General features: G+C 34.0%; 17 protein-coding genes and 1 tRNA gene. 14 read left to right on the top strand and 4 right to left on the bottom strand.

The window, feature by feature from the left end; translation table 11 throughout:
* Window positions 1-72 precede the first annotated feature (72 nt).
* From ACNFIH_RS19440 to ypfJ, 8 genes are all read left to right on the top strand, one after another.
* Window positions 73-1,500, top strand: a complete 1,428-nt coding sequence (locus ACNFIH_RS19440) for an L-serine ammonia-lyase (protein ID WP_426484401.1) — start codon at window positions 73-75, stop codon at window positions 1,498-1,500.
* A gap of 90 nt (window positions 1,501-1,590) precedes the next feature.
* The gene (gene panB / locus ACNFIH_RS19435) at window positions 1,591-2,409 is read left to right on the top strand and encodes a 3-methyl-2-oxobutanoate hydroxymethyltransferase (RefSeq protein WP_426484400.1); all 819 of its coding nucleotides are present in this window, start codon (window positions 1,591-1,593) and stop codon (window positions 2,407-2,409) included.
* A gap of 156 nt (window positions 2,410-2,565) precedes the next feature.
* Complete coding sequence (locus tag ACNFIH_RS19430; RefSeq protein ID WP_426484399.1) at window positions 2,566-2,916, top strand: four helix bundle protein; 351 nt, start codon at window positions 2,566-2,568, stop codon at window positions 2,914-2,916.
* Between the two features lie 52 nt (window positions 2,917-2,968).
* Window positions 2,969-3,658: an RluA family pseudouridine synthase gene (locus tag ACNFIH_RS19425; protein ID WP_426484398.1), complete on the top strand. Its 690-nt coding sequence runs from the start codon at window positions 2,969-2,971 to the stop codon at window positions 3,656-3,658.
* Window positions 3,659-3,736: 78 nt separating this feature from the next.
* Window positions 3,737-5,065 carry an aldehyde dehydrogenase gene (locus ACNFIH_RS19420; RefSeq protein WP_426484397.1) on the top strand — a complete coding sequence of 443 codons (1,329 nt, stop codon included), beginning with the start codon at window positions 3,737-3,739 and terminating at the stop codon, window positions 5,063-5,065.
* 120 nt (window positions 5,066-5,185) lie between these two features.
* Entirely contained in the window at window positions 5,186-5,977 is a 792-nt protein-coding gene (locus ACNFIH_RS19415) for a hypothetical protein (RefSeq protein ID WP_426484396.1), read from the top strand.
* 90 nt (window positions 5,978-6,067) lie between these two features.
* Window positions 6,068-9,751 (top strand): response regulator, encoded by a 3,684-nt coding sequence (locus ACNFIH_RS19410; protein ID WP_426484395.1) that lies wholly within the window; start codon window positions 6,068-6,070, stop codon window positions 9,749-9,751.
* A 93-nt stretch (window positions 9,752-9,844) separates the two neighbouring features.
* Entirely contained in the window at window positions 9,845-10,693 is an 849-nt protein-coding gene (ypfJ, locus tag ACNFIH_RS19405) for a KPN_02809 family neutral zinc metallopeptidase (protein WP_426484394.1), read from the top strand.
* A gap of 196 nt (window positions 10,694-10,889) precedes the next feature.
* On the opposite strand, the gene ACNFIH_RS19400 is transcribed toward ypfJ, so the two are convergent.
* The 4 genes from ACNFIH_RS19400 to ACNFIH_RS19385 all read right to left on the bottom strand — a co-directional run bounded on the left by ACNFIH_RS19400 (window position 10,890) and on the right by ACNFIH_RS19385 (window position 13,340).
* A tRNA-His gene (locus tag ACNFIH_RS19400) sits at window positions 10,890-10,963 on the bottom strand.
* 77 nt (window positions 10,964-11,040) lie between these two features.
* Entirely contained in the window at window positions 11,041-11,757 is a 717-nt protein-coding gene (gene bshB1, locus ACNFIH_RS19395) for a bacillithiol biosynthesis deacetylase BshB1 (RefSeq protein ID WP_426484393.1), read from the bottom strand.
* Between the two features lie 83 nt (window positions 11,758-11,840).
* On the bottom strand, window positions 11,841-12,905 hold the full coding sequence (locus ACNFIH_RS19390) for a chorismate-binding protein (protein ID WP_426484392.1): 1,065 nt from the start codon (window positions 12,903-12,905) through the stop codon (window positions 11,841-11,843).
* 3 nt (window positions 12,906-12,908) lie between these two features.
* Entirely contained in the window at window positions 12,909-13,340 is a 432-nt protein-coding gene (locus ACNFIH_RS19385) for a PaaI family thioesterase (RefSeq protein WP_035647170.1), read from the bottom strand.
* 124 nt (window positions 13,341-13,464) lie between these two features.
* On the opposite strand from ACNFIH_RS19385, the gene ACNFIH_RS19380 reads away from it, so the two are divergent.
* The 6 genes from ACNFIH_RS19380 (at window position 13,465) to ACNFIH_RS19355 (ending at window position 26,472) form a co-directional block, all read left to right on the top strand.
* Window positions 13,465-14,979, top strand: a complete 1,515-nt coding sequence (locus ACNFIH_RS19380) for a hypothetical protein (RefSeq protein WP_426484391.1) — start codon at window positions 13,465-13,467, stop codon at window positions 14,977-14,979.
* Window positions 14,980-15,327: 348 nt separating this feature from the next.
* The gene (locus tag ACNFIH_RS19375; RefSeq protein ID WP_426484390.1) at window positions 15,328-17,181 is read left to right on the top strand and encodes an endonuclease; all 1,854 of its coding nucleotides are present in this window, start codon (window positions 15,328-15,330) and stop codon (window positions 17,179-17,181) included.
* A 308-nt stretch (window positions 17,182-17,489) separates the two neighbouring features.
* A complete protein-coding gene (gene purL / locus ACNFIH_RS19370) occupies window positions 17,490-21,143 on the top strand; it encodes a phosphoribosylformylglycinamidine synthase (RefSeq protein WP_426484389.1) in 3,654 nt (1,217 codons plus the stop codon).
* Window positions 21,144-21,531: 388 nt separating this feature from the next.
* Window positions 21,532-23,937, top strand: coding sequence for a TonB-dependent receptor domain-containing protein (locus ACNFIH_RS19365; protein WP_426484388.1), 2,406 nt, complete (start codon window positions 21,532-21,534; stop codon window positions 23,935-23,937).
* Between the two features lie 141 nt (window positions 23,938-24,078).
* Complete coding sequence (locus ACNFIH_RS19360) at window positions 24,079-24,510, top strand: hypothetical protein (RefSeq protein ID WP_426484387.1); 432 nt, start codon at window positions 24,079-24,081, stop codon at window positions 24,508-24,510.
* Between the two features lie 183 nt (window positions 24,511-24,693).
* Entirely contained in the window at window positions 24,694-26,472 is a 1,779-nt protein-coding gene (locus ACNFIH_RS19355) for an AMP-dependent synthetase/ligase (RefSeq protein WP_426484386.1), read from the top strand.
* The last annotated feature ends 41 nt before the right edge of the window (window positions 26,473-26,513 follow it).

Raw genomic sequence — 26,513 nt, 5'->3', positions numbered from 1 at the left:
TGCAACATTAACAATCAAAAGCGAATCATCATTGCATTATTCAATTATCTTTGTAATAACAAAATTGAAACAATGGAAGAATGTATCTCAGTTTTTGATATGCTTAAAATTGGTGTTGGACCTTCATCCTCACATACTTTGGGTCCTTGGAGAGCCGCAGAACGTTTTTTAGAAGAGCTAAAAAACGAATCTATTTTAGATCAGATCAAGCGCGTAAAAGTCGATTTATATGGCTCACTTTCGTTAACTGGAAAAGGGCATGCTACTGATTTGGCCGTAATGTTGGGCTTGAGCGGGCAAGATCCTGAATATATTCCGGTTGATAATATTGCCGGAATTATTAAAACGATCGAAAACAAAAATGAAATCGTTTTGGCAAATCAATATACGATCCCATTTTACTTTCTTCAGGATATTGTTTTCAATAAAGACTTTCTTCCTTTCCATGCTAATGGCTTGAAATTTACTGCTTATAAAAATGATGATTCGGAATATGAATCGACTTTTTATTCAATTGGTGGTGGTTTTGTTGTTAAAGAAGAACGAGAAAATGCCAAAATAAAAGAAGTTATAAAGTGTGCTTTTCCTTTCCCGATTCAAAACGCTGTCGAGCTTTTGAATTATACCGTTTCAGAAAATAAATCAATTTCTGAAATTGTATATGAAAATGAAAAGTCAATGCGTTCTGAAGATGAAATTCATTCCGAATTAATGCGTATTTGGAATACGATGCTGGAATGCATGTACATTGGTTGTCATTCTGAAGGAATTCTTCCGGGCGGACTTCATGTTCGCAGAAGAGCTTTTGATATGCATCAAAATTTAATTGGTCTTTCAAATTATACTGATCCACAATCTTGGTTGGAAGAAATCAGAAAAACCGAAGTTAAATTTCGTCAAATATTAAAATGGGTAAGCTGTTTTGCACTTGCTGTTAACGAAGTAAATGCTTCTTTAGGACGCGTCGTTACTGCACCAACAAACGGAAGTGCTGGTGTAATTCCTGCTGTTTTAATGTATTATATGGTAATCGAAAACCATAATGCAGGCGAAAAAGAAATCAAACAATTTTTGATGGTTGCCGGAGAAATTGGAAGTATCTTCAAAAAAGGTTCTACAATTTCAGCTGCAATGGGAGGTTGTCAGGCCGAAATTGGCGTTTCGTCTTCAATGGCGGCTGCGGCACTTTGTGAATTAATGGGCGGAACTCCTGCTCAGGTTTTAATGGCAGCTGAAATCGCAATGGAACATCATTTAGGCTTAACCTGCGATCCAATTGGTGGTTTGGTTCAGATTCCGTGTATCGAAAGAAATACAATGGGCGCAATAAAAGCCATAAATGCTGCCGAATTAGCTCTTGAAACCGATTCAAAAAATGCAAAAGTGCCATTAGATAAAGTTATCGATACCATGTGGCAGACTGCTAAAGATATGAATTCTAAATACAAAGAAACCTCTGAAGGTGGATTGGCAATTGCGGTAAATATGGCCGATTGTTAGAATATATTACTTAATTTTGCAAACTAAAAATCACTTTTTAAAAGTATAAATTGCTTTTAAAATCATTAAAAAAACTAAAACTTACTCATAATGTCAGTTGCTAAAAAAGATTATAAAAGAATCACTACCAAATCATTAATTGAAATGAAAAGCAATGGAGAAAAAATCTCTATGCTTACCGCGTACGATTATACAATGGCTAAAATTGTTGATACCGCTGGTGTTGATGTGATTTTAGTGGGTGATTCTGCTTCAAATGTAATGGCGGGTCACGAAACAACTTTGCCAATTACTTTAGATCAGATGATTTATCATGCTTCATCTGTAGTTCGCGCTGTCGAAAGAGCTTTAGTTGTAGTGGATTTGCCTTTTGGAAGTTATCAATCTGATCCAAAAGAAGCTTTGCGTTCTTCTATCAGAATCATGAAAGAAAGTGGCGGACATGCAGTGAAATTAGAAGGCGGAAAAGAAATTAAAGAATCTATCAAAAAAATATTAAACGCTGGAATTCCAGTTATGGGACATTTGGGTTTAACGCCTCAGTCTATCTATAAATTTGGAACTTACAGCGTAAGAGCAAAAGAAGAGGAAGAAGCAGAAAAACTAATTGAAGATGCTAAACTGCTTGAAAAAATTGGTTGTTTTGCTGTAGTTTTAGAAAAAATACCTGCTGATCTTGCTAAAAAAGTGGCTGACAGTATTTCGATTCCTGTTATCGGAATTGGTGCCGGAGGAGGTGTTGATGGACAGGTTTTAGTAATTCACGATATGTTAGGTATGAACAATGAATTTAGTCCGCGTTTCTTGCGTCGTTACTTAAATTTATACGAATTAATGACAAAAGCAATCGGTCAATATGCTGCTGATGTGAAGTCGAAAGATTTTCCTAACGCTAGTGAACAATATTAATTTCTAGACTTTCTTAGACTTCTTAGACTTCTTAGATATTAGACTTCTTAGACTTGTGCTTTATTTTTTAAATCTAAAAACCTTAAGTCGATGTCAAATCTAAATTAAAAATCTAAGAACTCTAAGTCAGTCAAAAAACCTAAATAATCTTAAAAAATGCATCAATTTAAAGAGCTTTTAATTTGGAAAAAAAGCAGATTATTTTGTTCTAAAATTTATTCTATAACAGCTAGTTTTCCTAATGAAGAAAAATTTGGAATAACCAATCAGTTAAGGAGAGCGGCTGTTTCAATTCCTTCAAATATAGCTGAAGGCTCTTCAAGAAACTCAAATAAAGATTTTGCAAGATTTTTAGAAATTGCAATTGGATCAGCTTATGAAGTTGAAACACAACTTCTAATTTCATCGGATCTAGGTTTTATGAATGAAGAAAACACATCTGAATTAATCAACATGTTGGAAGAAATAACTAAAATGACATCAAGATTTAGAGCAACTCTATTATAAATCTAAAAATTCTAAGAAGTCTAAGTCAGTCTAAAATCTAAGCAAGTCTAAAATGAAAATTATTTCAGATAAAAACAATCTCCAAATCTTGCATGAAGACAATCACATTATTGTGGTCAATAAGCGTGTGGGCGATATTGTGCAGGGAGACAAAACGGGAGACAAACCTTTATCTGATGTTGTAAAAGAATACATTAAAGCAAAATATAATAAACCCGGCGATGTTTTTTTGGGAGTAATTCATCGTTTGGATCGACCTACAACCGGAATTGTGGTTTTTGCGAGAACTAGTAAGGCTTTATCTCGAATGAACGAACTTTTTAGCAATCGTGAAACTAAAAAAACATATTGGGCGGTTGTAAAAAACAAACCATTGGAAGCTAGCGCCAAATTAGTTCACTATTTAAAAAGAAACGAAAAAAACAATACTTCAAAAGCGCATTTAAAAGAAGTTCCAGACAGCAAACTCGCAAGTCTGGACTACAAAATCATCAAAGAGCTTCAAAATTATACTGCTTTAGAAATTAACCTTCATACCGGACGTCATCATCAAATTAGAGCGCAGTTGTCGGCAATTGGTTCTCCAATAAAAGGAGATTTAAAATACGGCGCTGACCGCAGCAATCCTGACGGCGGAATTCATCTTCACGCGAGAAAGCTGTTTTTTGTTCATCCCGTTTCTAAAGAAAACATCACAATTATAGCGCCAGTTCCAGACGAGACAATATGGAATGCCGTTTGATTTTTTATGATATAATTGTTAATTTTTTAATTATTATCGATTAACTTGCATAGTCAAAGAAAACAAGCTAATCATAAAATGGACTACAAAAACGACATCGGATACAGAAAAGAAACGCTGAAAAAATTGTTGTATAACATTCAAAAAAGCGAAGATTTAATTGTAAAAGCTTTGTACGATGATTTTAAAAAGCCAGAATTTGAAGCTGTTTTGACCGAAACAAATTATGTTATTTCGGAATTAAAAGATACCATCAAAAACATTAATTCCTGGGCTAAACCTAAAAACATTTTTCCGTCACTTCTTAATTTCCCTTCCACGGATTATATTTATAAAGAACCTTACGGAAAAGTTTTAATTATTGCACCGTGGAATTATCCTTTTCAATTAGCACTTTGTCCCTTAATTTCCGCTGTTGCTGCCGGAAACAGAGTTGTTTTAAAGCCTTCGGAACTTACGCCTCACACTTCAGCTATAATTGCCAAAATCATTGCTAAAACTTTTCATGTCAAACATGTAGAAGTTGTTGAAGGAGGTATCGAAATTTCAAATAAATTACTGGCAAAACGCTGGGATTATATATTTTTCACAGGAAGTGTTTCGGTCGGAAAAATTGTTGCTAAAGCAGCGGCCGAGAATCTAACACCGGTTACTTTAGAATTAGGAGGCAAAAATCCGTGTATTATTGACGAAACTGCTAATTTAAAACTGGCCGCAAAACGAATCGTCTGGGGAAAATTCATGAATGCCGGGCAAACTTGTATTGCTCCTGATTATATCTTAATTCAGAAAAATATGAAAGTCAATTTCATCACTTTTTTAATTGATGAAATATTAAAAGCATATGGAAAAAAAATAGACAAGTCTCCAGATTTTGCACGCATTATAAATACAAAAAACTGGTTACGTCTCGACAGTATGATTGAACGCGAAAAAGTAATTTTTGGAGGAGAAACCGATGCTGAAAAATTATACATCTCACCTACCTTAATTGAAGAACCAGCATTAGATAGCCCTATAATGAGAGAAGAAATCTTTGGGCCTATTTTACCTATTCTTGTTTATGAAAACGAAGCTGATATTGAAAATGTAATCAATCAATATGAAAAACCTTTAGCATTTTATGTTTTTAGCGAAAACAAAAGTTTTGCTAAAAAACTAATTACAACATATTCTTTCGGCGGTGGATGCATCAACGATACAGTTGTTCATTTTTCGAATAAAAGACTTCCTTTTGGCGGTGTTGGGCACAGCGGTATAGGTGCTTATCACGGCCAACTAAGCTTTGATATTTTCTCACATCATAAAGCTATCGTAAAAAAAGCAAACTGGCTCGATCTACCAATGCGATATGCTCCATATAAAGATAAATTAACTTCCCTTAAACGACTATTAGACTGGCTTTAAGCAAATAAAAAATGTCTTGGTTAATTTTGTAGATTATAATATGTAATTGATTAAAAATACTATATTTACGTTTCAATAATCAACGTAAATTCTAAAAGTACAAACAATTCCATAATAAAAATGAAATCTACTCTTGCTCAAATCGAAAACATAAAAAATAATGGCTACACTATAGATTTTTCGAGGGTTTTTGACCATGCCTTAGAAAATTTTAAAAAAATAACCCTTTATTCCGCTTTGATTATTCTGGTTTTTTCATTTATAATCGGAATTGCGGCATTGGGAGTTCTGGGCTATATTTATGGTCTTGAAAATGCAGCTAAAGTGATCGAAGAAAGTCTAAAACCTTCAAAATTAACTTTAGCAGATGCGTTGATTTCTACAATTGGCGTTTCTTTTTTAACTGCACTTTTCGCTCCTTTTGGCGCAGGCTTCTTCAAAATGGCTGATTCTGCTGATAAAGACGAGGAATTTAAAGTATCAAATATGTTTAGTTATTATAAAGCTCCTTATTTTGCCCAATTATTTACTGCAACTTTAATTATCACCATGGTTAATAATGCAATTGCAAACACACTTGAAAGTGCTGGTTTTGTTTTAATTGGAGTTACAATATCGATTTTCATCAACTTTTTCATGTATTTCACGGTTCCGTTAATCATATTTGGAAATTTAAAAGCATTAGATGCAATTAAAGGAAGCATTACACTTGTTACTAAAAATCCGTTAATCATTTTTGGATTATTTATTATTGGGATTTTGGGTTCTATTATTGGTGTTTTTGCTTGTGTTGTTGGGCTTCTTTTTACAATGGTTTTCAACACATCTTTAATTTATGCAGCTTATTTTGGAATTTTCAGCAAAGAACAAGAAGAGGATTCAATTGACACAATTGGTCAATCGGATTTATAATAAAACGTCTTTCTAATTAAAACAGAGTCTGGCCAACTCTTTTAGAAATTCATAAAATGCTATTGATTAAACCGTACATTCCCAAATCATATGGTAGAAAACTACAGTTTTTATAGTACATTGTTTTCAGGAATTGCCTGCATTGGCAATTCTTTGAAATCAACTATAACAAATTGGTTTGTTTTTAGCTCCGATGTCATTTTCTACAACAATCCTAAACTCATTATTCTAGGGCTTTCCCTCTTTGGCTTTTTGGGTATTTTGGTGTATCAGTTTTTCAGAATTAAAAAGAAAATCGGTTACTTTATTCAGAAGAAGAAAGAAAATGAAACAATTACCAAAGAATACCAGCTTTATATTCTGTTTTTTGGTATCGCTGTTATTGTAATCGAGATTATTAATGAAATTTTTAAAATAAGGCCGGTAAGTCTTCTGGTCATCAACCTGATTATAGGCTCTAGCGTTTTAGTAATCTATTTTCTTACGGACAAAATAAAATACCTGCGCGATAGAATTCAGACTATATTTATTGTTTCTTTCTTTTTTTACATTTCATATGTAGCGCGAAATATTATTTATCTTGAAGGTGATGTTTTGCCAATAATTACTTTTCTGATTTCTTTTTTCTTTTCTTACAGCGTTCTAAGACCTATAAAAATATATTGGTCTTTTGTTGCAATTACCTTTATTTTCCTGCTTACCACTGTTGCTTTTCAATTAATTCCCATAAAATCCTCAGTCCTTTTAATCGATTTTACGATCGTCATTTTTATCATAAATCAGGTAAAATTTGCTGTTTTGCAAAACAATAAAGACAATTACAGGTTTACGAATGAAATTGTACACAAAGGAAATTCGCTTACCATTGCAACAAATGATAATGGAGAATTATTATTCTGTAGTGAAACCATTACTTCAATTTTAGGTTATCATCCAGACGAAGTTATGGCGCTTGAATTTTGGAAACTTACCGAAGATTCCGAATTCAACAGAGACAATTATTATAAAAATTATATTGACAACAAACTGTATATCCGAAAACTAAAAAGCAAAAACGGAGAATACAAATACATTCAATGGAAAGATAAAAAGTTTTCAGAAGACCTGATTATTAGTATTGGCCAGGATGTTACAGAGCAAATTATAGTTCAAGATCAATATAAAAACCTTATACAGACCGCCACCGATATTATTTTTGAAATAAGCATTGAAGGTCATTTTACTTTTATAAATGAGTTTGGATATTCTATTTTAGGATATACTGAAAATGAAGTGCTTTTACAGCATTATTCAAATTTTATTCATGAAGATTATATCGGGAATGCAGTTGATTTTTATGAAAATCTGGAAAAAAATGAACTGAATTATCCAACAATCGAAATTCCGATTTTAAAGAAAAACGGTGAGGAATTATGGATTTCACAAAAAGTAATTGTTCGCAAAAATGACTTGGGAATTACTACCGGTTTTGCAGGAATTGCAAGAGATATAACCGAATTAAAAAATGTTGAGAATGAGAAAAAGAGACGTTTAGAAAAAATCGAATCTTATAACAACTCAACCAAAAAGCTTTCGACAACAAATTTTAGCGATTACGACAATATGCAAACCGTGATTGATTATATTATCAAAGAAGGAGCAATTGTATCAAAAGCGAATCGGGTAAGTTTCTGGAAATTTTCAAATGATGTCATCACCTGCAAGAATTTATTTAGCCGGGACAATCAATCCTTAAGCGATAAAAATGTCCTTGATAAAGAATCGTATCCTATTTATTTTGAAACGCTAAAAAACAAAGCCATAATAAACGCGCCTGATGTTTTTGATAAATTAGAAACATCGGAGTTTCAAAAAATTTATTTTACCAAAAACAAAATCAAGTCAATGCTTGATGTTCCGATTTTCTTAAATGGACAATTGGCCGGAGTTGCCTGTTTTGAAAGTACAGGCGAAAAAAGAGAATGGGACAATGAAGATATAAACTACGCCAGAACGATAGCCGATGTTATTTCGCTCGCAATTTCTTCACAAATGAGGCTTAAAGCCGAGAAAAAACTGGAACTAAAAACCGATTTACTTTCGGCAATGGCGCTTTGTACAGAAAAGTTTCTTTCAAGCAAAGGACCTCAAAAAATGTTTCAGGAAACGTATGATATTATTGGAAAAGCTTCAAAAGCGGATCATATTTTTTACTATGAAAAAGATTTTGAAACCAATACCATTAGCCAACAATATAAATGGTCAAGAGAAGGAGTTGTTCATCAAATAACAGAACTTCAAAAATTTACTGATGAAGATTTGAAGGAAATTATTTTTCATTCGCAAAGCAAAAGGGTTTTAAGCACACTGACAAAAAATCTTGAAGATACCTTTTTCAAGAATTTGCTTGTTACAAATGATATAAAATCAATTTTGATTCTTCCTTTATTTTCAAATAATGTTTTCTCTGGCTTTATCGGTTTTGACGATTGTACAAAAGAAAGAAAATGGACAGATGATGAAATTTACATCTATCAGACATTAGCCAATAATATATCATCGGCTTTAGACCGACATAGAAATCAGGCAAAAATTAAAGAAAGTGAAGATGCTATTAAAGCAAAAGAACTTGCGGAAGCGGCAAATAAATCAAAATCTGATTTCTTAGCCAATATGTCACATGAAATCAGAACTCCATTAAACGGAATCATCGGATTTACGCACTTATTAATGAAAACAAATCTTGAAGAAATTCAGGAAAAATACATGACAACCATTAATCAGTCGGCGCATTCGCTGCTTGAAATTATTAATGACATCCTTGATTTCTCCAAAATTGAAGCAGGAAAACTCGAGCTTTATATTGATTTATATGATCTTCAAAAAATACTCGGACAAATATTTGACTTGATTATATATGAATCAAATCAAAAAAATCTTTTGCTTGAACTGAATGTCGACCCAAATGTGCCTAAATACATTTGGACGGATATTGTACGTTTAAAACAAATTTTGATCAATCTTTTATCAAATGCCATCAAATTTACCAATGAAGGCTCCATAAAATTGAATGTTTCTGTACTAGATAAAAAATGTGATGACTTTCATGTTATTCGTTTTTCAGTTATTGATACCGGAATTGGAATATTAGAAAAAAATCAGAAGAAAATTTTCAAAGCTTTTTCACAAGAAGATAGTTCAACAACCCGAAAATTTGGAGGAACCGGTTTAGGTTTAACCATCTCAAATCAGTTATTGGCTTTAATGGAAAGTCGTCTTCAGCTTAAAAGCAAAATTGACGTAGGAAGTACTTTTTATTTTGATCTGAGTCTTAAAACCAGCCAAAACACAGTAAGCGAAAAACTAAAAGCGCTTTCAAACGGAGTTGAGCCTGAATATGCATTGAGCTATAATTCGAATATGGAAAAAATAAATATTCTGATTGTAGAAGACAATAAAGTAAATATGCTTCTTTTGAAAACGATTGTCAAAAATATCAACATGAATTCGATTATTTTTGAATGTGAAAATGGTTATGAAGCTGTAAAACAAATCGAAAATATAAACCCTGATCTCGTTTTTATGGACATCCAAATGCCAATCATGAACGGCTACGAAGCTACAAAAGCAATAAGGGTTACAGAAATTGGTAAAAACATTCCTATTATCGCGGTAACGGCCGGAGCAGAAAAAGAAGAAAAGAACAAATGCATCGCGGCCGGAATGAACGATTATATTTCAAAACCTATTATTAGGGGTACTGTAGAAGAAGCATTGCGAAAATGGTTAAAATAGTTCAAAACTAATTGATTCAGATTGTCACAATATTCCTGAAAAATATATAAATTCGTATTAATAAAAACATAATAAGTTTAAATCTAGTACACTATGAAATGGCAAGGCAGAAGACAAAGCGATAATGTTGAAGACCGAAGAGGCATCTCAGGCGGGAAAGTCGCTATTGGTGGAGGTGTTATTGGAATCATTGTTTTGCTGTTGAATGTCTTTGGAGGAGAAACTGGTAAACAAATAGCACCAGTTTTAGAACAAATGCAAGGCGGACAGCAACAAACCGAAGCAGCAGCTCCATTAAGCAAAGAAGATGAAGAAATGGGGAATTTTGTGAGAACAATGCTTGCATACAATGAAGATACTTGGAACAAAATTTTTGAGGAACATGGAATGACATATAAAAATCCAAAATTAGTTCTTTTTAGAGGTTCTGTTCAAACAGCATGTGGTGGAGCATCGTCTGCATCAGGCCCTTTTTATTGTCCCGGAGATCAAAAAGTTTATATGGATTTAGGATTCTTTGAAGAACTTAAAAATAAGTTTGGCGCTAAAGGAGGTGATTTTGCCATTGCATACGTTATTGCGCATGAAATCGGTCATCACGTACAAACCTTGCTTGGCACTTCAGCAAAAATGCGTGAGGCGCAGGAAGGAAAAAGTGAGGCTGAAGCCAATAAACTTTCTGTTGCTTTAGAACTTCAAGCCGACTTTTATGCAGGAGTTTGGGCTCATGATCACCAGCAAGAGCTTGAAACTGGAGACATTGACGAGGCATTGAGTGCGGCAAATGCTGTTGGTGATGATGCCATACAAAGCAAAATGCAGGGACAAGTAATTCCAGATTCCTTTACACATGGAACATCAGAACAAAGGATGTACTGGTTTAAAAAAGGTTTTAAAACCGGAGATATTAAGCAAGGTACAACCTTTGAAGAAATTGAATAATACAGAAACCAAATATAATAACCACTAGAAAAGCATGACTCTAAACGTCATGCTTTTTTTATTCAAATCATTTTAGATGCATTTCAAAGTAATAATTGTTTGCAAAACCAAACTTAAAATTACTTAGATAACTTATATGGTTCAAAAAAATACAAGCACAAAAAAAGCCTTGAATTTCTTCAAGGCTTTAAATCTGGGTGGCTGACCGGGTTCGAACCGGCGACCCGCGGCACCACAAACCGCTACTCTAACCAGCTGAGCTACAACCACCATTTTTGCTTAGCGAGTGCAAATATAGAACAAAGGTTCAGTTCTACAAAGAAAAAAATGAAAAATTTTCATAAAAATTAAATCAAATTTTCTAAGCTATTGACTGCCAAACACCTTTCAACAGTAAAACCTTCAGCAAAATCTTTCCCAACCAATCTTCCTAAGTCCTGCGCACGGTAATTTAAACTTTCAAAGAAGTTTTTACTCGTAATTGGCGTTGCAGGTTCGCTTGAATTTGGGTCATAAAATTGCGTTTTATAAGCAGAAATCGCTTCTACTTTCTTTTTTTCGAATCCTGTAATGTCAACTACAAAATCTGGAGTAATATTTTTCCATTGAATATAATGATATACAACTTTAGGTCTCCAGGCTTCTTGAGGCACTCCATCAATTGAAGTTTCAATTTTCATCAAACCTGATAAAAAACAAGCATCAGAAACCAATTTACTTCCTTTTCCGTGATCGATATGACGGTCATCAATGGCGTTGCATAATACAATCTCAGGTTTGTATTTACGAATCATTTTTATGACTTCTAATTGATGTTTTTCATCATTAACGAAAAACCCGTCACGCATGGCTAAATTTTCACGAACAAGAACGCCTAAAATAGCCGCAGCATCTTTTGCTTCCTGATCTCTAATTTCTGCCGTACCGCGCGTTCCTAATTCACCGCGCGTTAAATCAACAATACCAACTTTTTTCCCAAGGGAAACTTCTTTTAAAATGGTTCCGGCACAACCCAATTCTACATCATCAGGATGCGCACCGAATGCTAATATGTCTAGTTTCATTTTTTTGTTTTTGTTTGTTTTGTTTCAGGTTTCAGGTTTCAGGTTGCACACAGAACGTGAAACCTGAAACTTCAAACTTGAAACTATTTCCTTAAAACTCTTTTCATCGTCATCGATTTGTTGACGCTTTCCTCCCATTCTTTTTCGGGAATACTTTCTTTTGTAATACCGCAACCCATATACAAAATGGCTTTGTTTTCCTGAATCTGCATGCATCGTAAATTTACAAATAAATCAGAACTTGCATTAATTCCTTCAAAAGTACTGTTCAATTCACCCAAGAAACCCGTGTAGAAAGTTCTATCGTAATTTTCTTTTTCTAAAATAAAAGTTTTGGATTTCTTTTTTGGAAGTCCGCAAACAGCAGGCGTTGGGTGTAATGTATCGATAACTTCTTCTAAAGTTGAATTTTCCTTTAAAACTCCAGAAATATCCGTTTTAATATGCCAGATTGAACCCGCTTTTAAACTGTAAGGTTCAGAAACCACAACCGAAGCCGTAAATTCTCTCAACCTTTTTACAATAAAATCAGTTACAAATTGCTGCTCGTCTTTCTCTTTTTGCTGCCAAACGATTTCTGTTTGCAGATTATCTTTTTGCGTTCCCGCCAAAGCCATAGTTTCAAAAGCATTTCCGTTTGCTTTCAAAAGTTTTTCAGGTGTTGCTCCCATCCAAAGTCCAATTTTTGGATGAAAAAAACAATAACAAAAAGTCGCAGGATACAATTGAACCAAATGCTGAAAAGTTTCGATAAAATCAAATTCAGACAAAGACACTTCTTCGCTTCTTGACAAAACTACTTTTTTGAATTCTTCGTTTTTTATCGCCTGAATTCCCTGCTCTACCAAATATTCGTATTGAAATTTAGCTTCAGAATCAAAACGCAAATCGTCAATTTCTATTGGTTCAAATGAAGTTGTTTCTTTTTCTGCAATAATAATTTCCGATTCATTTTCAGGAATCAAAATCAATTGTTTCTCATCAAAAGAAGCAAAAACAAATCCTTTTTCGCTGTAATCTGAAACGGTAAATAATGTATTATTTTGCTGTAAAATCCCAACTAGGTTTGTTGTGTTGGGTTTTGAATAAAGTACAAAAGGTAAATTCTGTTCTTTATGGTTTTTAATTTTTAGGAAAAATGGATTCATAGTTTATTCACTTTTCTTTCTATCCAAAACCATATTCGTCAATTTGCAGAGCGAAACTAAATTTCCAGCTTCATCTGTAATTTTGATTTCCCACAAATGAACAGTTCTTCCTTTGTGAATAATTCTTGCAGTACCAAAAACATAACCTTCACGGATACTTTTTAAATGATTTGCCGAAATTTCAATGCCTCTTACCTCCTGCTCTTTCGGGTTAATAAAAAAGAAAGAAGCTGCACTTCCGACACTTTCCGCCAAAGCAACTGAAGCGCCGCCATGCAACAATCCCATTGGCTGATGAACACTTGGATTTACTGGCATTTTTGCAGTTAAAAAATCTTCTCCGGCGTCGATATATTCAATTTTTAGCGTTTCCATTAATGTGTTTTTAGAAAACTCATTACAGCGCGCCAAAATCTGTTCTTTTGTATAATTCATTAAAATAAACTTTAAAAACGTAAAATTAAAGAAAGATAAGACATAAATCTAAAAACCGATTCTAAAATTTAAAATTCAACTTCAAACCTGTAGGTTTTTTGCTATTTTTACAAAAAGAATTCAAATGCGTCAATACTTTACACTTTTCATCATTGGTTTAATTTTAGCTTTCAGTTCCTGCCGAACTGATTTTGACACTGTTGCCAGCACTGGAGATTTAAAGTTCTCAAAAGACACTGTTTATTTGGATACTGTTTTTAAAAACATTGGCTCAAGCACTTATCAATTAAAAGTATATAACCGCAGTAAAAATGATATTTCAATTCCAATTATTCAGTTGAAAAACGGATTGAATTCAAAATACAGAATGACCGTTGATGGAATGAGCGGAACAAACGGAAAGATTTTTAAAGATGTTATGCTTTTAGCAAAAGATAGTCTTTACATTTTTATTGAAACTACTGCAGACATTACAGACGCTAATCCGACTGATTTTTTATATACCGATGAAATTCAATTTGACAGCGGAGCGAATCTTCAAAAAGTGGCACTAGTTACCTTAATTCAAGATGCCGTTTTTTTATATCCAAACCAAAATCCTGACGGCACAAAAGAGAAAATCAAAATTGACAGCAAAGAAGTTGATGGATTTTATCTGAATGAAAATGATGCCGTAAACGGAAACGAACTTCTTTTTACCAAGCAAAAACCTTATGTTATTTATGGATACGCTGGTGTTCCAGAAAATAAAACCATAACTTTTGAAGCCGGTGCAAGAGTTCATTTTCATGCCAATTCCGGATTATATGTTGCAAAAAATGCTTCTCTTCAAATTAACGGAACTGTTTCTACAACCGAAAAACTAGAAAACGAAGTTATTTTTGAAGGCGATCGCCTAGAATCACTTTATTCTGATATTCCTGGACAATGGAATTCGGTAATTCTTGAAAACGGAAACGCCAATCATTCCATCAATCATCTTACCTTAAAAAATGCCGTAACTGGTTTAGAAATAAGAAATTCAACGAATACTATTCCCATTAAAAATAGTCAGTTTTATAATTTTGTGGAATATGGAATTCTAACTAAAAATGCCCGAATAAATGCAGAAAATTTAGTTATAAATTATGCCGGAATTGCAAGTTTATCTTGTCTTTATGGCGGTAATTACAGTTTTGTGCATTGTACATTCAATAACAATTGGCAAAACAGTTCTCATTTTGCAGTTAACTTGAGCAATAGTTTGGCTGGCGCAACTCCCGAAACAAATCCGCTTACACAAGCGACTTTCAATAACTGTATTATTTATGGTTCAGGAACAAACGAGTTTAATTTAAATAAAAATACCAATACAGCATTTATTTATCAATTAAATAACTGCCTTCTAAAATTCAGTAGTTCATCTACAAATCCTGATTATCAATTTAAAACGGATACGCAACATTATAACAACATCATCTTGAATGAAAATCCGAAGTTTTATAATGTTAATCAGAACAAATTCAATATTGATAAAAGTTCATCCGCTTTCGCGAAAGGGAATCAGGCCTATATAATTTTGACAGATATTTTAGGAATTACTAGAACTTCTCCTCCGGATTTAGGGGCTTATCAGAGTCAGGATTTCCCAAAGAAATAGATTTTGCCGCGAAGGCTCTAAGGCACAAAATTTTTATTTTACAATATTATAGGGGCAGTTTGTCATTTCGAGGAACGAGACTCGAGCGACAGCGAACAGGCGAAGCAAATCTCCACAAGTAGCTCGACAAAGATTGAAGTTTCTGTGTGGAGCTACTTGTGGAGATTTCTCCTTCGAAATGACATAAAATGAAAACATTTTTTATCCGTAAGAAAATATATCTAAAATTAAACTTTTCATAACGTTTTGCTTCTTAAAAAGTAGTAGATTTGTTACAATAAATTTTTAAAAACTTAAAAATCAAGTTTTTAAAAAAATATTTTCAAACCAAATCTTAAACTTTTACTTATGAAAAAAAACTACTTTTTACTGTTATTGTTTCTTGCTACAATTGGTTTTGCCCAAATTCCATCTGGATATTACAACACTGCAACCGGAACTGGTTACACTTTAAAAACACAATTGTACAACATCATTAAAGGTCATACTGACAATGGTTATGCAGGTTTGTACACAACCTATCAAACCTCAGACGTTGATAATTTTTATGAAAATGACGGAACAGTTTTAGACATGTATTCTGAAAATCCATCAGGAACAGATCCGTACAATTATAGCACAGGAAGTACGCAGCGTTGTGGAAATTATTCTGCTGAAGGTGATTGCTACAACAGAGAACATATTATTCCACAATCGGTTTTTAATGAGCAGTCTCCAATGGTTGCCGATGCACATTTCATAACGCCTACAGACGGAAAAGTAAACGGAATGCGTTCGAATTATCCTCACGGAACGGTGAGTTCTGCAACCTATACTTCTCAAAATGGAGGTAAATTGGGATCAAGTTCTGTTTCTGGATATTCAGGAACTGTTTTCGAACCTATCAACGACTTTAAAGGTGATATTGCCAGAATGTATTTTTACTTCGCAACACGATATGAAAATACAGTTGCCGGATATTCTTATGCCATGTTTAATGGTTCAAGCAATCAAGTTTTCGCAACAGCTTTCTTAAATATGCTTTTGGCTTGGCACGCACAAGATCCTGTAAGCGCAAGAGAAATTGCAAGAAACAATGCCATTTATGCGCGTCAAAATAATCGTAATCCATTTATTGATCATCCGGAATATGTAAATCAAATTTGGGGCGGAACTCCTTCTGGAGATACTCAGGCGCCAACTACTCCAACAAGTTTAACTTCGACTTCAAAAACAGCAACTTCAATTTCACTTTCATGGACAGCATCTACAGATAATGTAGCCGTAACGGGTTATGATGTTTATGCAAATAGTGTTTTAAAAACTACCGTTTCTGGAGTTACAGCTACAATTACTGGTTTAACAGCTTCTACAGCTTATTCTATATATGTAAAAGCTAAAGATGCAGCTGGAAATGCTTCTGCTTCAAGCAATACTATTTCTGTTACAACCAACAGCAGCGGAACGGGAACTGCAACAGATTTGCTTTTCTCTGAATATATTGAAGGTTCAGGAAATAACAAAGCATTGGAAATTGCCAACAATACTGGAAGTTCAGTAAGCTTAGCTGCTTATACAATTAAAAAACAAACTAATGGTGCTGGCGCATGGAGCACAGGTTTAGCTTTAACGGGCACATTAACAACTGGAAGTAAATTTGTAATTGTAAACAGTTCTATTTCTTCAACCTGTTTTTCTCCAAGTTCAGCTAATATTTCAACAACAGCAACTGAATTAACTTTCAACGGAAATGACGCTGTAGGTTTATTCAAAAATGGCGTTTTAATTGACATTATCGGAACTTTTAATGGCGGAACTGCAAATTTTGCTATTGATGTTACTTTAAGAAGAAAATCAACTGTAACTTCTCCAAGTACAACTTTCAATTTAAGTTCGCAATGGGATTCATTTACGCAAGATACCTGCAACAATTTAGCAAGCAAAATGGTTAAACCAATTGAAGAAGAAAAAGAAGAAATTGTAGAACTTTCAGATGAAATTGTTGTTTTCCCAAATCCTTCAAACGGAATTTTCAATATTGTTTTAGGCAATTCAGATTCTCCTTATTCGATAGAAATTCTTTCTTTTACCGGACAAAAAGTTTTCGAAAAACAAAACACAACAGATCCTGTAATAGCTGTAAGTCATCTTTCAAGCGGAATTTATGTTGTTAAAATCGTGAAAGATTCAAAAACTACAATTAAAAAAATAGTAATCAAGTAATTTTTTTCTCGCAGATTTAGCAGATTAAGCAGATTAAGAAATCTTAAATAATTATCGACACAGATTTATTGATATTCAAATAAATTAAATCTGCTAAATCTGCGAGAAAAAAAAAAACTTTGCGACTTTGCGAGATTAAATACCTTTTTTGCGAGAAAACCTTCAATATGAGAAGACGCACTGCTGTGCGCCTCTACAGATGGTAAAAAAGATCATTACATTTTTTTCTAAAGAGTTTGTTATCAAATTTGCGCTTACTATTTATTTAAACTAAATTTGCAGCTCAATACAACAAACTACACATCACAATGATCCATTTCTTTGAAAACCAAAGCAAAACTGTTTTTGCCGTACAGACGCAAAACGAAATTTCAGCTCAAGACATTTCAAAATTAAACTGGCTTTTTGCCGACTCGAATAAGATCGAAAAATCCGCACTGACGGGTTTTTTTGTTGGTCCTCGTGCCACTATGATCACACCTTGGAGTACAAATGCTGTAGAAATCACTCAAAACATGGGTGTTCCGGGCATTATCAGAATTGAAGAATTTCATCCTGCAACGGAAGATTTTACTGATTTTGATCCGATGCTTTTCCAAAAATTCAATGAATTAGATCAGGAGATTTTCACTATCAACATTCAGCCAGAGCCAATTTTGGAGATTGATGATATTGCAACTTACAATAAAGTGGAAGGTTTAGCTTTAAGCGAAGAAGAAGTAGAATACTTAAATAATCTTTCAACAAAACTAGGAAGAAAGTTAACAGATTCTGAGATTTTTGCTTTTTCTCAAGCAAACTCAGAGCACTGCCGTCACAAAATCTTCAACGGAACATTTGTAATTGACGGTGAAGAAAAAGAAACATCTCTTTTTAAATTAATCAAAAAAACATCTCAGGAAAATCCTAACGATATTGTGTCTGCTTACAAAGACAACGTTGCTTTTGTAAAAGGACCAAAAGTGCAGCAATTTGCACCAAAATCGGCAGACAAACCTGATTTTTACGAAATAAAAGAATTTGATTCGGTTATCTCATTAAAAGCCGAAACACACAATTTCCCAACAACAGTTGAGCCTTTTAACGGAGCTGCAACAGGTTCTGGAGGAGAAATTCGTGACCGTTTAGCGGGTGGACAAGGTTCATTGCCATTGGCTGGAACAGCGGTTTACATGACTTCTTATTCTCGTTTAAAAGAAGACAGAAAATGGGAAAACGCTCTTGAAGAAAGAAAATGGTTGTACCAAACACCAATGGATATTTTGATCAAAGCTTCAAACGGAGCTTCTGATTTTGGAAATAAATTTGGTCAACCGCTTATTACTGGTTCTGTTTTAACTTTCGAACATTCAGAAAACGACCGTAAAATTGGTTACGATAAAGTAATCATGCAAGCGGGAGGAATTGGTTACGGAAAACTGGATCAATCAATTAAAAAGAAACCACAAGAAGGTGATAAAATCGTAATTCTTGGAGGAGAAAATTATAGAATCGGAATGGGTGGTGCTGCGGTTTCGTCTGCAGATACCGGAGCTTTTGGTTCAGGAATCGAATTAAATGCGATTCAGCGTTCAAACCCTGAAATGCAAAAACGTGCTGCTAACGCGATTCGTGGTTTAGTAGAAAGCGACAATAACCCAATTGTTTCTATTCACGATCACGGTGCGGGTGGACACTTAAACTGTCTTTCGGAGTTAGTTGAAGAAACTGGAGGTTTAATCGATTTAGACAAATTGCCTGTTGGAGACCCAACGCTTTCTGCAAAAGAAATTATCGGTAACGAATCTCAGGAAAGAATGGGATTGGTTATTGGTCAAAAAGATATTGATACTTTACAAAGAATTGCTGACAGAGAGCGTTCACCAATGTATCAGGTTGGAGATGTAACGGGAGATCACCGTTTTACTTTCGAATCTAAATCAAATGGTTCAAAACCGATGGATTATGCTTTAGAAGATTTCTTCGGAAGTTCTCCAAAAACGGTTATGACAGACAAAACTATTGATAGAAAATATGCTGATGTTGCTTACAACGCAGGAGATTTCGAATCGTACTTAAAAGACGTTTTACGTTTAGAGGCTGTTGCTTCAAAAGACTGGTTAACAAATAAAGTAGACCGTTGTGTTGGAGGAAAAGTGGCTAAACAACAAAATGCAGGTCCGTTACAGTTGCCTTTAAATAATGTTGGAGTTATGGCTCTGGATTATTTAGGAAAAGAAGGAATCGCAACTTCTATTGGGCATGCTCCTATCGCTGCTTTGATTGATCCGGTTGCAGGAAGTAGAAATGCTATTGCAGAATCGTTATCAAACATTGTTTGGGCGCCAATTAAAGATGGTTTAAAAGGAATTTCACTATCTGCAAACTGGATGTGGGCTTGTAAAAACGAAGGTGAAGACGCTCGTTTATATGCTGCTGTTGAAGGTTGTTCAGAATTTGCAATCGAATTGGGAATCAATATTCCAACAGGAAAAGATTCACTTTCGATGAAACAAAAATATCCAAACGACGAAGTAATTGCGCCGGGAACGGTTATTATTTCGGCTGGAGGAAACTGTACAGATATTAGAAAAGTAGTTGAACCTATTTTACAGAAAAACGGAGATTCTATTTATTATATCAATTTGTCTCAGGATGATTTCAAATTAGGAGGTTCTTCTTTTGCACAAATCAGAAATACAATCGGAAACGAAACGTCTACAATTAAAGACGCTTCTTTCTTCAAAAACGCATTTAACACCATCCAGGAATTAATCGGCGAAAGCCAAATTTTAGCGGGTCACGATATCGGAAGCGGTGGTTTAATTACTACTTTATTAGAATTGTGTTTTGCTGATGTGAATCTTGGAGCAAAAATTGATTTCAGCGCTTTCGCGGAAAAAGACTTATTGAAAATCCTTTTCGCTGAAAACATCGGAATTGTTTTTCAAGCTAAATCTGATGCAGCTGTTGAAGCTAAATTAAATGCTAACAATATTGAATTCTTCAAAATTGGTTCTGTAACTTCTACGGCAACTTTAGAAGTTGGAAATTGGACTTTAGACATTCCAACTTACAGAGATGTTTGGTTTGAAACTTCTTACTTATTAGATCAAAAACAATCTAAAAACGGAAGAGCTCAGGCACGTTTTGAAAACTATAAAAATCAGGTTTTAAACTATACTTTCCCTGCACACTTTACAGGAAAAAAACCAGAAATCGACAATTCTAAACCAAGACCAAAAGCAGCTATTATTCGTGAAAAAGGAAGTAATTCTGAGCGTGAAATGGCAAATGCAATGTACTTGGCAGGTTTTGATGTAAAAGACGTTCACATGACGGATTTAATTTCTGGTCGTGAAACGCTTGAAGATATTCAGTTTATTGGTGCAGTTGGAGGATTCTCTAATTCAGACGTTTTAGGTTCTGCTAAAGGTTGGGCTGGAGCTTTCTTATACAACGAAAAAGCAAAAACAGCTTTAGACAAATTCTTCAAAAGAGAAGATACTTTATCTGTTGGAATTTGTAACGGATGTCAGTTGTTTATGGAATTGGAAGTTATTAATCCAGAACATGAAGTTCACGGAAAAATGCACCATAATGAAAGTAACAAACACGAAAGTATCTTTACTTCTGTAAAAGTTCAGGAAAACAACTCAGTGATGTTATCAACATTGGCTGGAAGTACTTTAGGAGTTTGGGTTTCTCACGGAGAAGGTAAATTTAAATTGCCTTACGCAGAAGATCAATACAACATTGTTTCTAAATATGCTTACGAAGGTTATCCTGCAAACCCAAATGGTTCTGATTATAACACTGCTATGATGTGTGATAAAACTGGAAGACATTTGGTTATGATGCCTCACATTGAGCGTTCGACTTTCCAATGGAACTGGGCACATTATCCAAAAGACAGAAATGACGAGGTTTCGCCTTGGCACGAAGCTTTTGTTAATGCCAGAAAATGGATTGAGAAAAACTAAGAAATATATTTTTACTAAAAAGCGCCTGATAAAATTCGGGCGTTTTTTTTTTGCCACAGATTACACAGATTAACACAGATTATTTTTCCATCAATTAAAAAATCATTCTAATCCTTTTATCCCGATAGCTATCGGGAGTGGCAAAAACTTCTCTACAATCTTGTCATTCCGAGGAACGAGGAATCTCCGCGAGAAACTCTACAAAGATTGACAACTTTTCTGGACGGAGCTACTTGCGGAGATTCCTCGTTCCTCGGAATGACAAACTTTACCTTAATTATTTTTTGGAAGATAAAACAAAACTATTTAAAACTATTCTAAGATTAATTTAATGGTATCTTAAGACAGCTTAAGCAAGCGTAAACATTCTGGTAAATATCTTTGTCTCATGAAAAATATGATCCGCAAAATATACCTTCCAATTCTCTTATTCACTATAAGCCAATTTTCCTTTGCTCAAAAAACGACTGCAATAAAAGGAAATATCACTGACGGAAAACTTCCTGTCGAATTTGTTGATGTTGTTTTAAAAAAAGCCAGCGATTCTACCAAAATAGCCAATTATGCTGTAACGGATGTTATGGGAAATTTTGCTTTAGAGAATGTTCAGTCTGGAGATTATCAGCTTCAATTTAAATTAATTGGTTTTAAAACTATTTCTCAAAAGATAAAAGTTGCTGAAAGTCCAATTTCCATTGGAACAATCAAATTACAAAACGATGCTAATTTACTGAATGACGTTGTTGTACAATCTCAGAAAAAACAAATTCAGAAAACTAACGAAGGTTTTATTTTTAATGCTGTTTCAAATATTTCACAATCAGGTGGAACTGCAACAGATATGCTGAAAAGTATTCCGACAGTTGCTGTAGATGCGGAAGGCGGAATTACCTTAAGAGGAAAATCGCCCATGATTTTGATTAACGGAAAAAATTCGGCCATTACCAATATGGATCAAATTGCGGCAAGTAGTATTGAAAGCATCGAAATAATAAGTAATCCAACCGCGAAATATGATGCTAATGCGGAAAGCGGAATCATCAATATTAAATTGAAGAAAAACAATCAAAGCGGTCTTAATGGAGCTGTTGTTTTAGGAGGCGGTTTTGGCGCAAAAGGAAGAGTGAATAGCTCGGTTCTTTTAAATAATAAAACCGAAAAATGGAACATTGGTTTAGGATACGACAATCGTTTTGCCGGAAGAACTAAAAAAATTAACGCTGATCGAACAAACTATTTTATCGATGATGAACATTACATTCATCAACACAGAGATGACGCTCGCACGGAAGGTTTACAAAATCTAAAATTCAATATTGATTTTACTCCAAACGATAAAAATACTTTTTCTTTTGAAGCTTTAGGAAACATTGAAACTCAGGATAACGACGAAACTTTGTACACGCAGGTAAATACAAGTACGAATGCATTTTTCTCAAATAACAAAAGACATTCTTTAGAACTGGAACGTTCAAAAGTTGGAGAATTATCTTTTAATTATGAGCGAAAATTTTCTGACGAACGAAAAAGTTTAAATACTTCAATCACCTCATCATTCGGGAAACATAAAGAAAATACGGATATTGATACTTATAATTATGATGAATATCAGCAACAGATTGGTGAAGCTAAATTGCAGCGCACGCACAATTATGAGAACCAAAACATTTCTAATGCAATTGTAAATTATGCATTTCCTGTTTCAGAAAAAACAATTGTAGAAACAGGTTACAAAGGAACATTTCGTTTTTTTAATTCTGATTTTGAAAGTGCCGATTTAGTTAATGGTGATTATGTTGTAAATCCTATTGCTAGCAATACTTTTGAATTTAACGAACAAATAAATGCCGTTTATGGAATGCTGAATTCCTATATTGGCGAAAGCGAAAATCCAAAATGGAAATACAATTTAGGTTTGCGTGCCGAAAATGTTTCTAATACTGGAGCAACACAAAATAATAGCGATCGTTTTAGTAATAATTATTTAAAACTCTTTCCATCGGCTTCGCTGCAATTAAATTTAAAGCAAGATGAATTTGTAAAACTGGGTTACAGCAAACGTATCAATCGCCCAGATTTAGACGATTTGAATCCTTTTATTGATATTACAGATGCACTTAATCCGCATGGTGGAAATCCTTATTTGAAACCTGAGATTATTCATATTGCCGAAATGAGTTACAATAAAGACTGGCAAAATTATTCGTTATCAACAAACGCATTTTACAGAAATACAACTGATGCCATCAGACAATATGCTGAATTACTCGATAATGGTGTGATTTTTCTTCAGCCAAGAAACATTGGAAGCACTGTTACTTATGGTTTAGAAACTATTTTCAGTCTGAAACCTATTGGTTTTTATGATGCGAACATCAGCTTGACTGCTTTTCAACAAAATATAAACGCATCGAATTTAGGAGAAGATGTCGTAAACAATGCTTTTAGTTGGTACGGAAAAATCATTAATAATTTTGTTCCGTGGAAAGGTGGAAAACTTCAGATTATTGGAAATTACAATTCGGCTTTGGCGACTGCACAGGGAAAAAGAATTCCGATTTATAATGTTGATATGGGATTTCAGCAAAAACTCGGAAAAGGAAATGCTCGTTTAGGTTTGGTTGTAACCGATATGTTTAATACGCTTGAAAGCGGTTATAAAAACAATACCGCATTGTTCAGTAATAACAGAACCAACAAATCAGACACTCGCGCTTTGATGGTAACATTTGCTTATACATTTAAATCTGATTTTAAAGAAAAACTACTAGAAAATCAGTTTTCGACAGAATAATAATTCGCAAAATAAAAATCTGATAATTTTTTCATTCTTGTAATTGGGATTTATTTTTCTATGGAAATTTAAAGTATATTCGCCTTGAAAATCAGCCACTGATTTTCGTAAAAGACTAAAAACACTTAAACCTACTATAGAATGAAATCTGTACACGTATTGCTTATTGCGCTATTTTTTGTTGTTGCGAAATCTTATTCGCAAGTTGAAGTAAACACAATCACTCATAATTCTAAAGAACGCTATATTACAACCACTATTGGTTTTCCAGTTTCCGGAACTTATGCGCCAATTGGCCAAAAAGAGCCAATTAGCCAATTAAATCCAGATGGAACAGGATTTATTCAATCTGTTGATATGAGCAAAAAGAAAATTAACTGGGGAATCGAATGTACAGAAGAAGGAATTCCTGTTTTCAAGGAAGGATTCAATAGTAAATCGTACACTTTTTGGTACAGACCCAATGACAGCGACGAATGGTCGTATTCTCAATTTTCTATCCATTTTGCTAAGAAAAAAATGTTCCTAATGGGAGAAAGAGTCAAAGAATATGAAGATTTTAATGTGCAATAATCTCTAAAAAAATAATATTTTTTTTAATTTGATAATTTCTTGTTTTTTCGAAAATTTACTACAAAAAAGAAAACGTTTTCGTTGATTTTTAAGAGTCCCTATAAATTTTCCCATAAAATTCCACAAAATTAAAAATTATACCTATTTTTTATTTAATTTGCGATAAAATTCAATATATTAAACATGGTTTCAATCACACGCCTTTTTGATTTTCCCTATTATCAACAAGAAACTTACAACCTTCCGGTTGCTTTAGCAACAAAAAAAAACGGAGTCTGGGAAAAAACATCTAGCCAGGAATATATTGCAAAAGCAAATGCAATTTCGAGAGCATTATTACGAATGGGCATTCAAAAAGATGACAAAATTGCCCTGATTACATCAAATAACCGTACCGAATGGAATATCATGGATATTGGTATTCTGCAAACAGGTGCGCAGACGGTTCCAATTTATCCAACAATATCTGAAGAAGATTACGAATATATATTAAATCACAGTGGCAGTATGTACTGCTTTGTGTCTGATGAGGAAGTACTTCACAAAGTAAATCTTATCAAGGCAAATGTACCGACTTTAAAAGAGGTTTATTCTTTTAACGAAATTCCAGGTTGCAAACACTGGAGCGATTTATTGTTGTCAGGAGAAGATGAAAGCAATCAAAGTGAAGTTGAAACCAGAAAAGACAGTATTCAAACAGATGATTTAGCGACTATTATTTATACTTCCGGAACAACAGGAAGACCAAAAGGCGTTATGCTTTCACATAAAAATATTGTTTCAAATGTTTTAGACAGCGCTCCTAGAATTCCGTTTGATCCGGGAAAAAGCACTGCATTGAGCTTCTTGCCTATCTGCCATATTTTTGAAAGAATGATCTTGTACATTTATCAATATTATGGAGTTTCGGTTTATTTTGGAGAATCAATTGACAAAATCAGTGATAACTTAAAAGAAGTTCGTCCAACTGTAATTACAGCTGTACCAAGGCTTTTAGAAAAAGTTTACGATAAAATTTATGCGAAAGGAACTGAATTAACTGGCATCAAGAAAAAACTATTTTTCTGGGCTATTGATTTAGGTTTAAAATACGAACCATACGGAGCAAATGGCGCTTGGTATGAATTTCAGTTAAAAATTGCCCGCAAATTGATTTTCAGCAAATGGAAAGAAGGTTTGGGAGGAAATTTAGACTTGATGGTTTCTGGAAGTGCCGCTTTACAGCCACGTTTGACTAGAGTTTTTGCTGCTGCAGAAATTCCGGTTATGGAAGGTTACGGATTATCTGAAACTTCTCCGGTAATTGCGGTTAACGATCAAAGAAACAGAGGTTTCAAAATTGGAACTGTTGGAAAAGTAATTCGCAATGTAGAAGTTAAAATTGCTGAAGACGGAGAAATTCTTTGCAAAGGACCAAACGTAATGTTAGGTTATTTTAAAGATCCTGAAAAAACGGCTGAAGCTTTACAGGATGGCTATTTCCACACGGGAGATATTGGAGAAATCGACAGCGAAGGTTTCTTGAAAATCACCGATCGTAAGAAAGAAATGTTCAAAACTTCGGGAGGAAAATATATTGCACCACAAATCATTGAAAATGCCATGAAACAATCTCGTTTTATTGAGCAGATTATGGTAATTGGTGATGGCGAAAAAATGCCAGGTGCTTTTATTCAGCCAAATTTTGAATTCGTAAAAGAATGGGCAAAAATCCACAAAATTACTTTAGGAAAAACAGATAAGGAAATCAGCGAGAATCCAGATGTGATCAAACGCATCGACGAAGAAGTGGAAAGCATCAATGAGAAATTTGGAAACTGGGAAAAAATCAAACGTTTTGAGTTAACTCCGGATGTTTGGTCTATCGACGGCGGACAACTTACTCCTACTCTAAAATTAAAACGTAAAATCATTAAAGAAATTTACAAAGATCTTTACGCTAAAATCTATGGTCATAATTAAAATTCCAAAATAGTTAACCAAAGGAAAAGGCTGTCTTTATT

It is taken from the genome of Flavobacterium sp. 2, assembly GCF_049949195.1.
Lineage (GTDB): Bacteria > Bacteroidota > Bacteroidia > Flavobacteriales > Flavobacteriaceae > Flavobacterium.
Note: the sequence above shows the minus strand (reverse complement) of the source record. Positions and strands in the feature narration are given on the sequence as shown.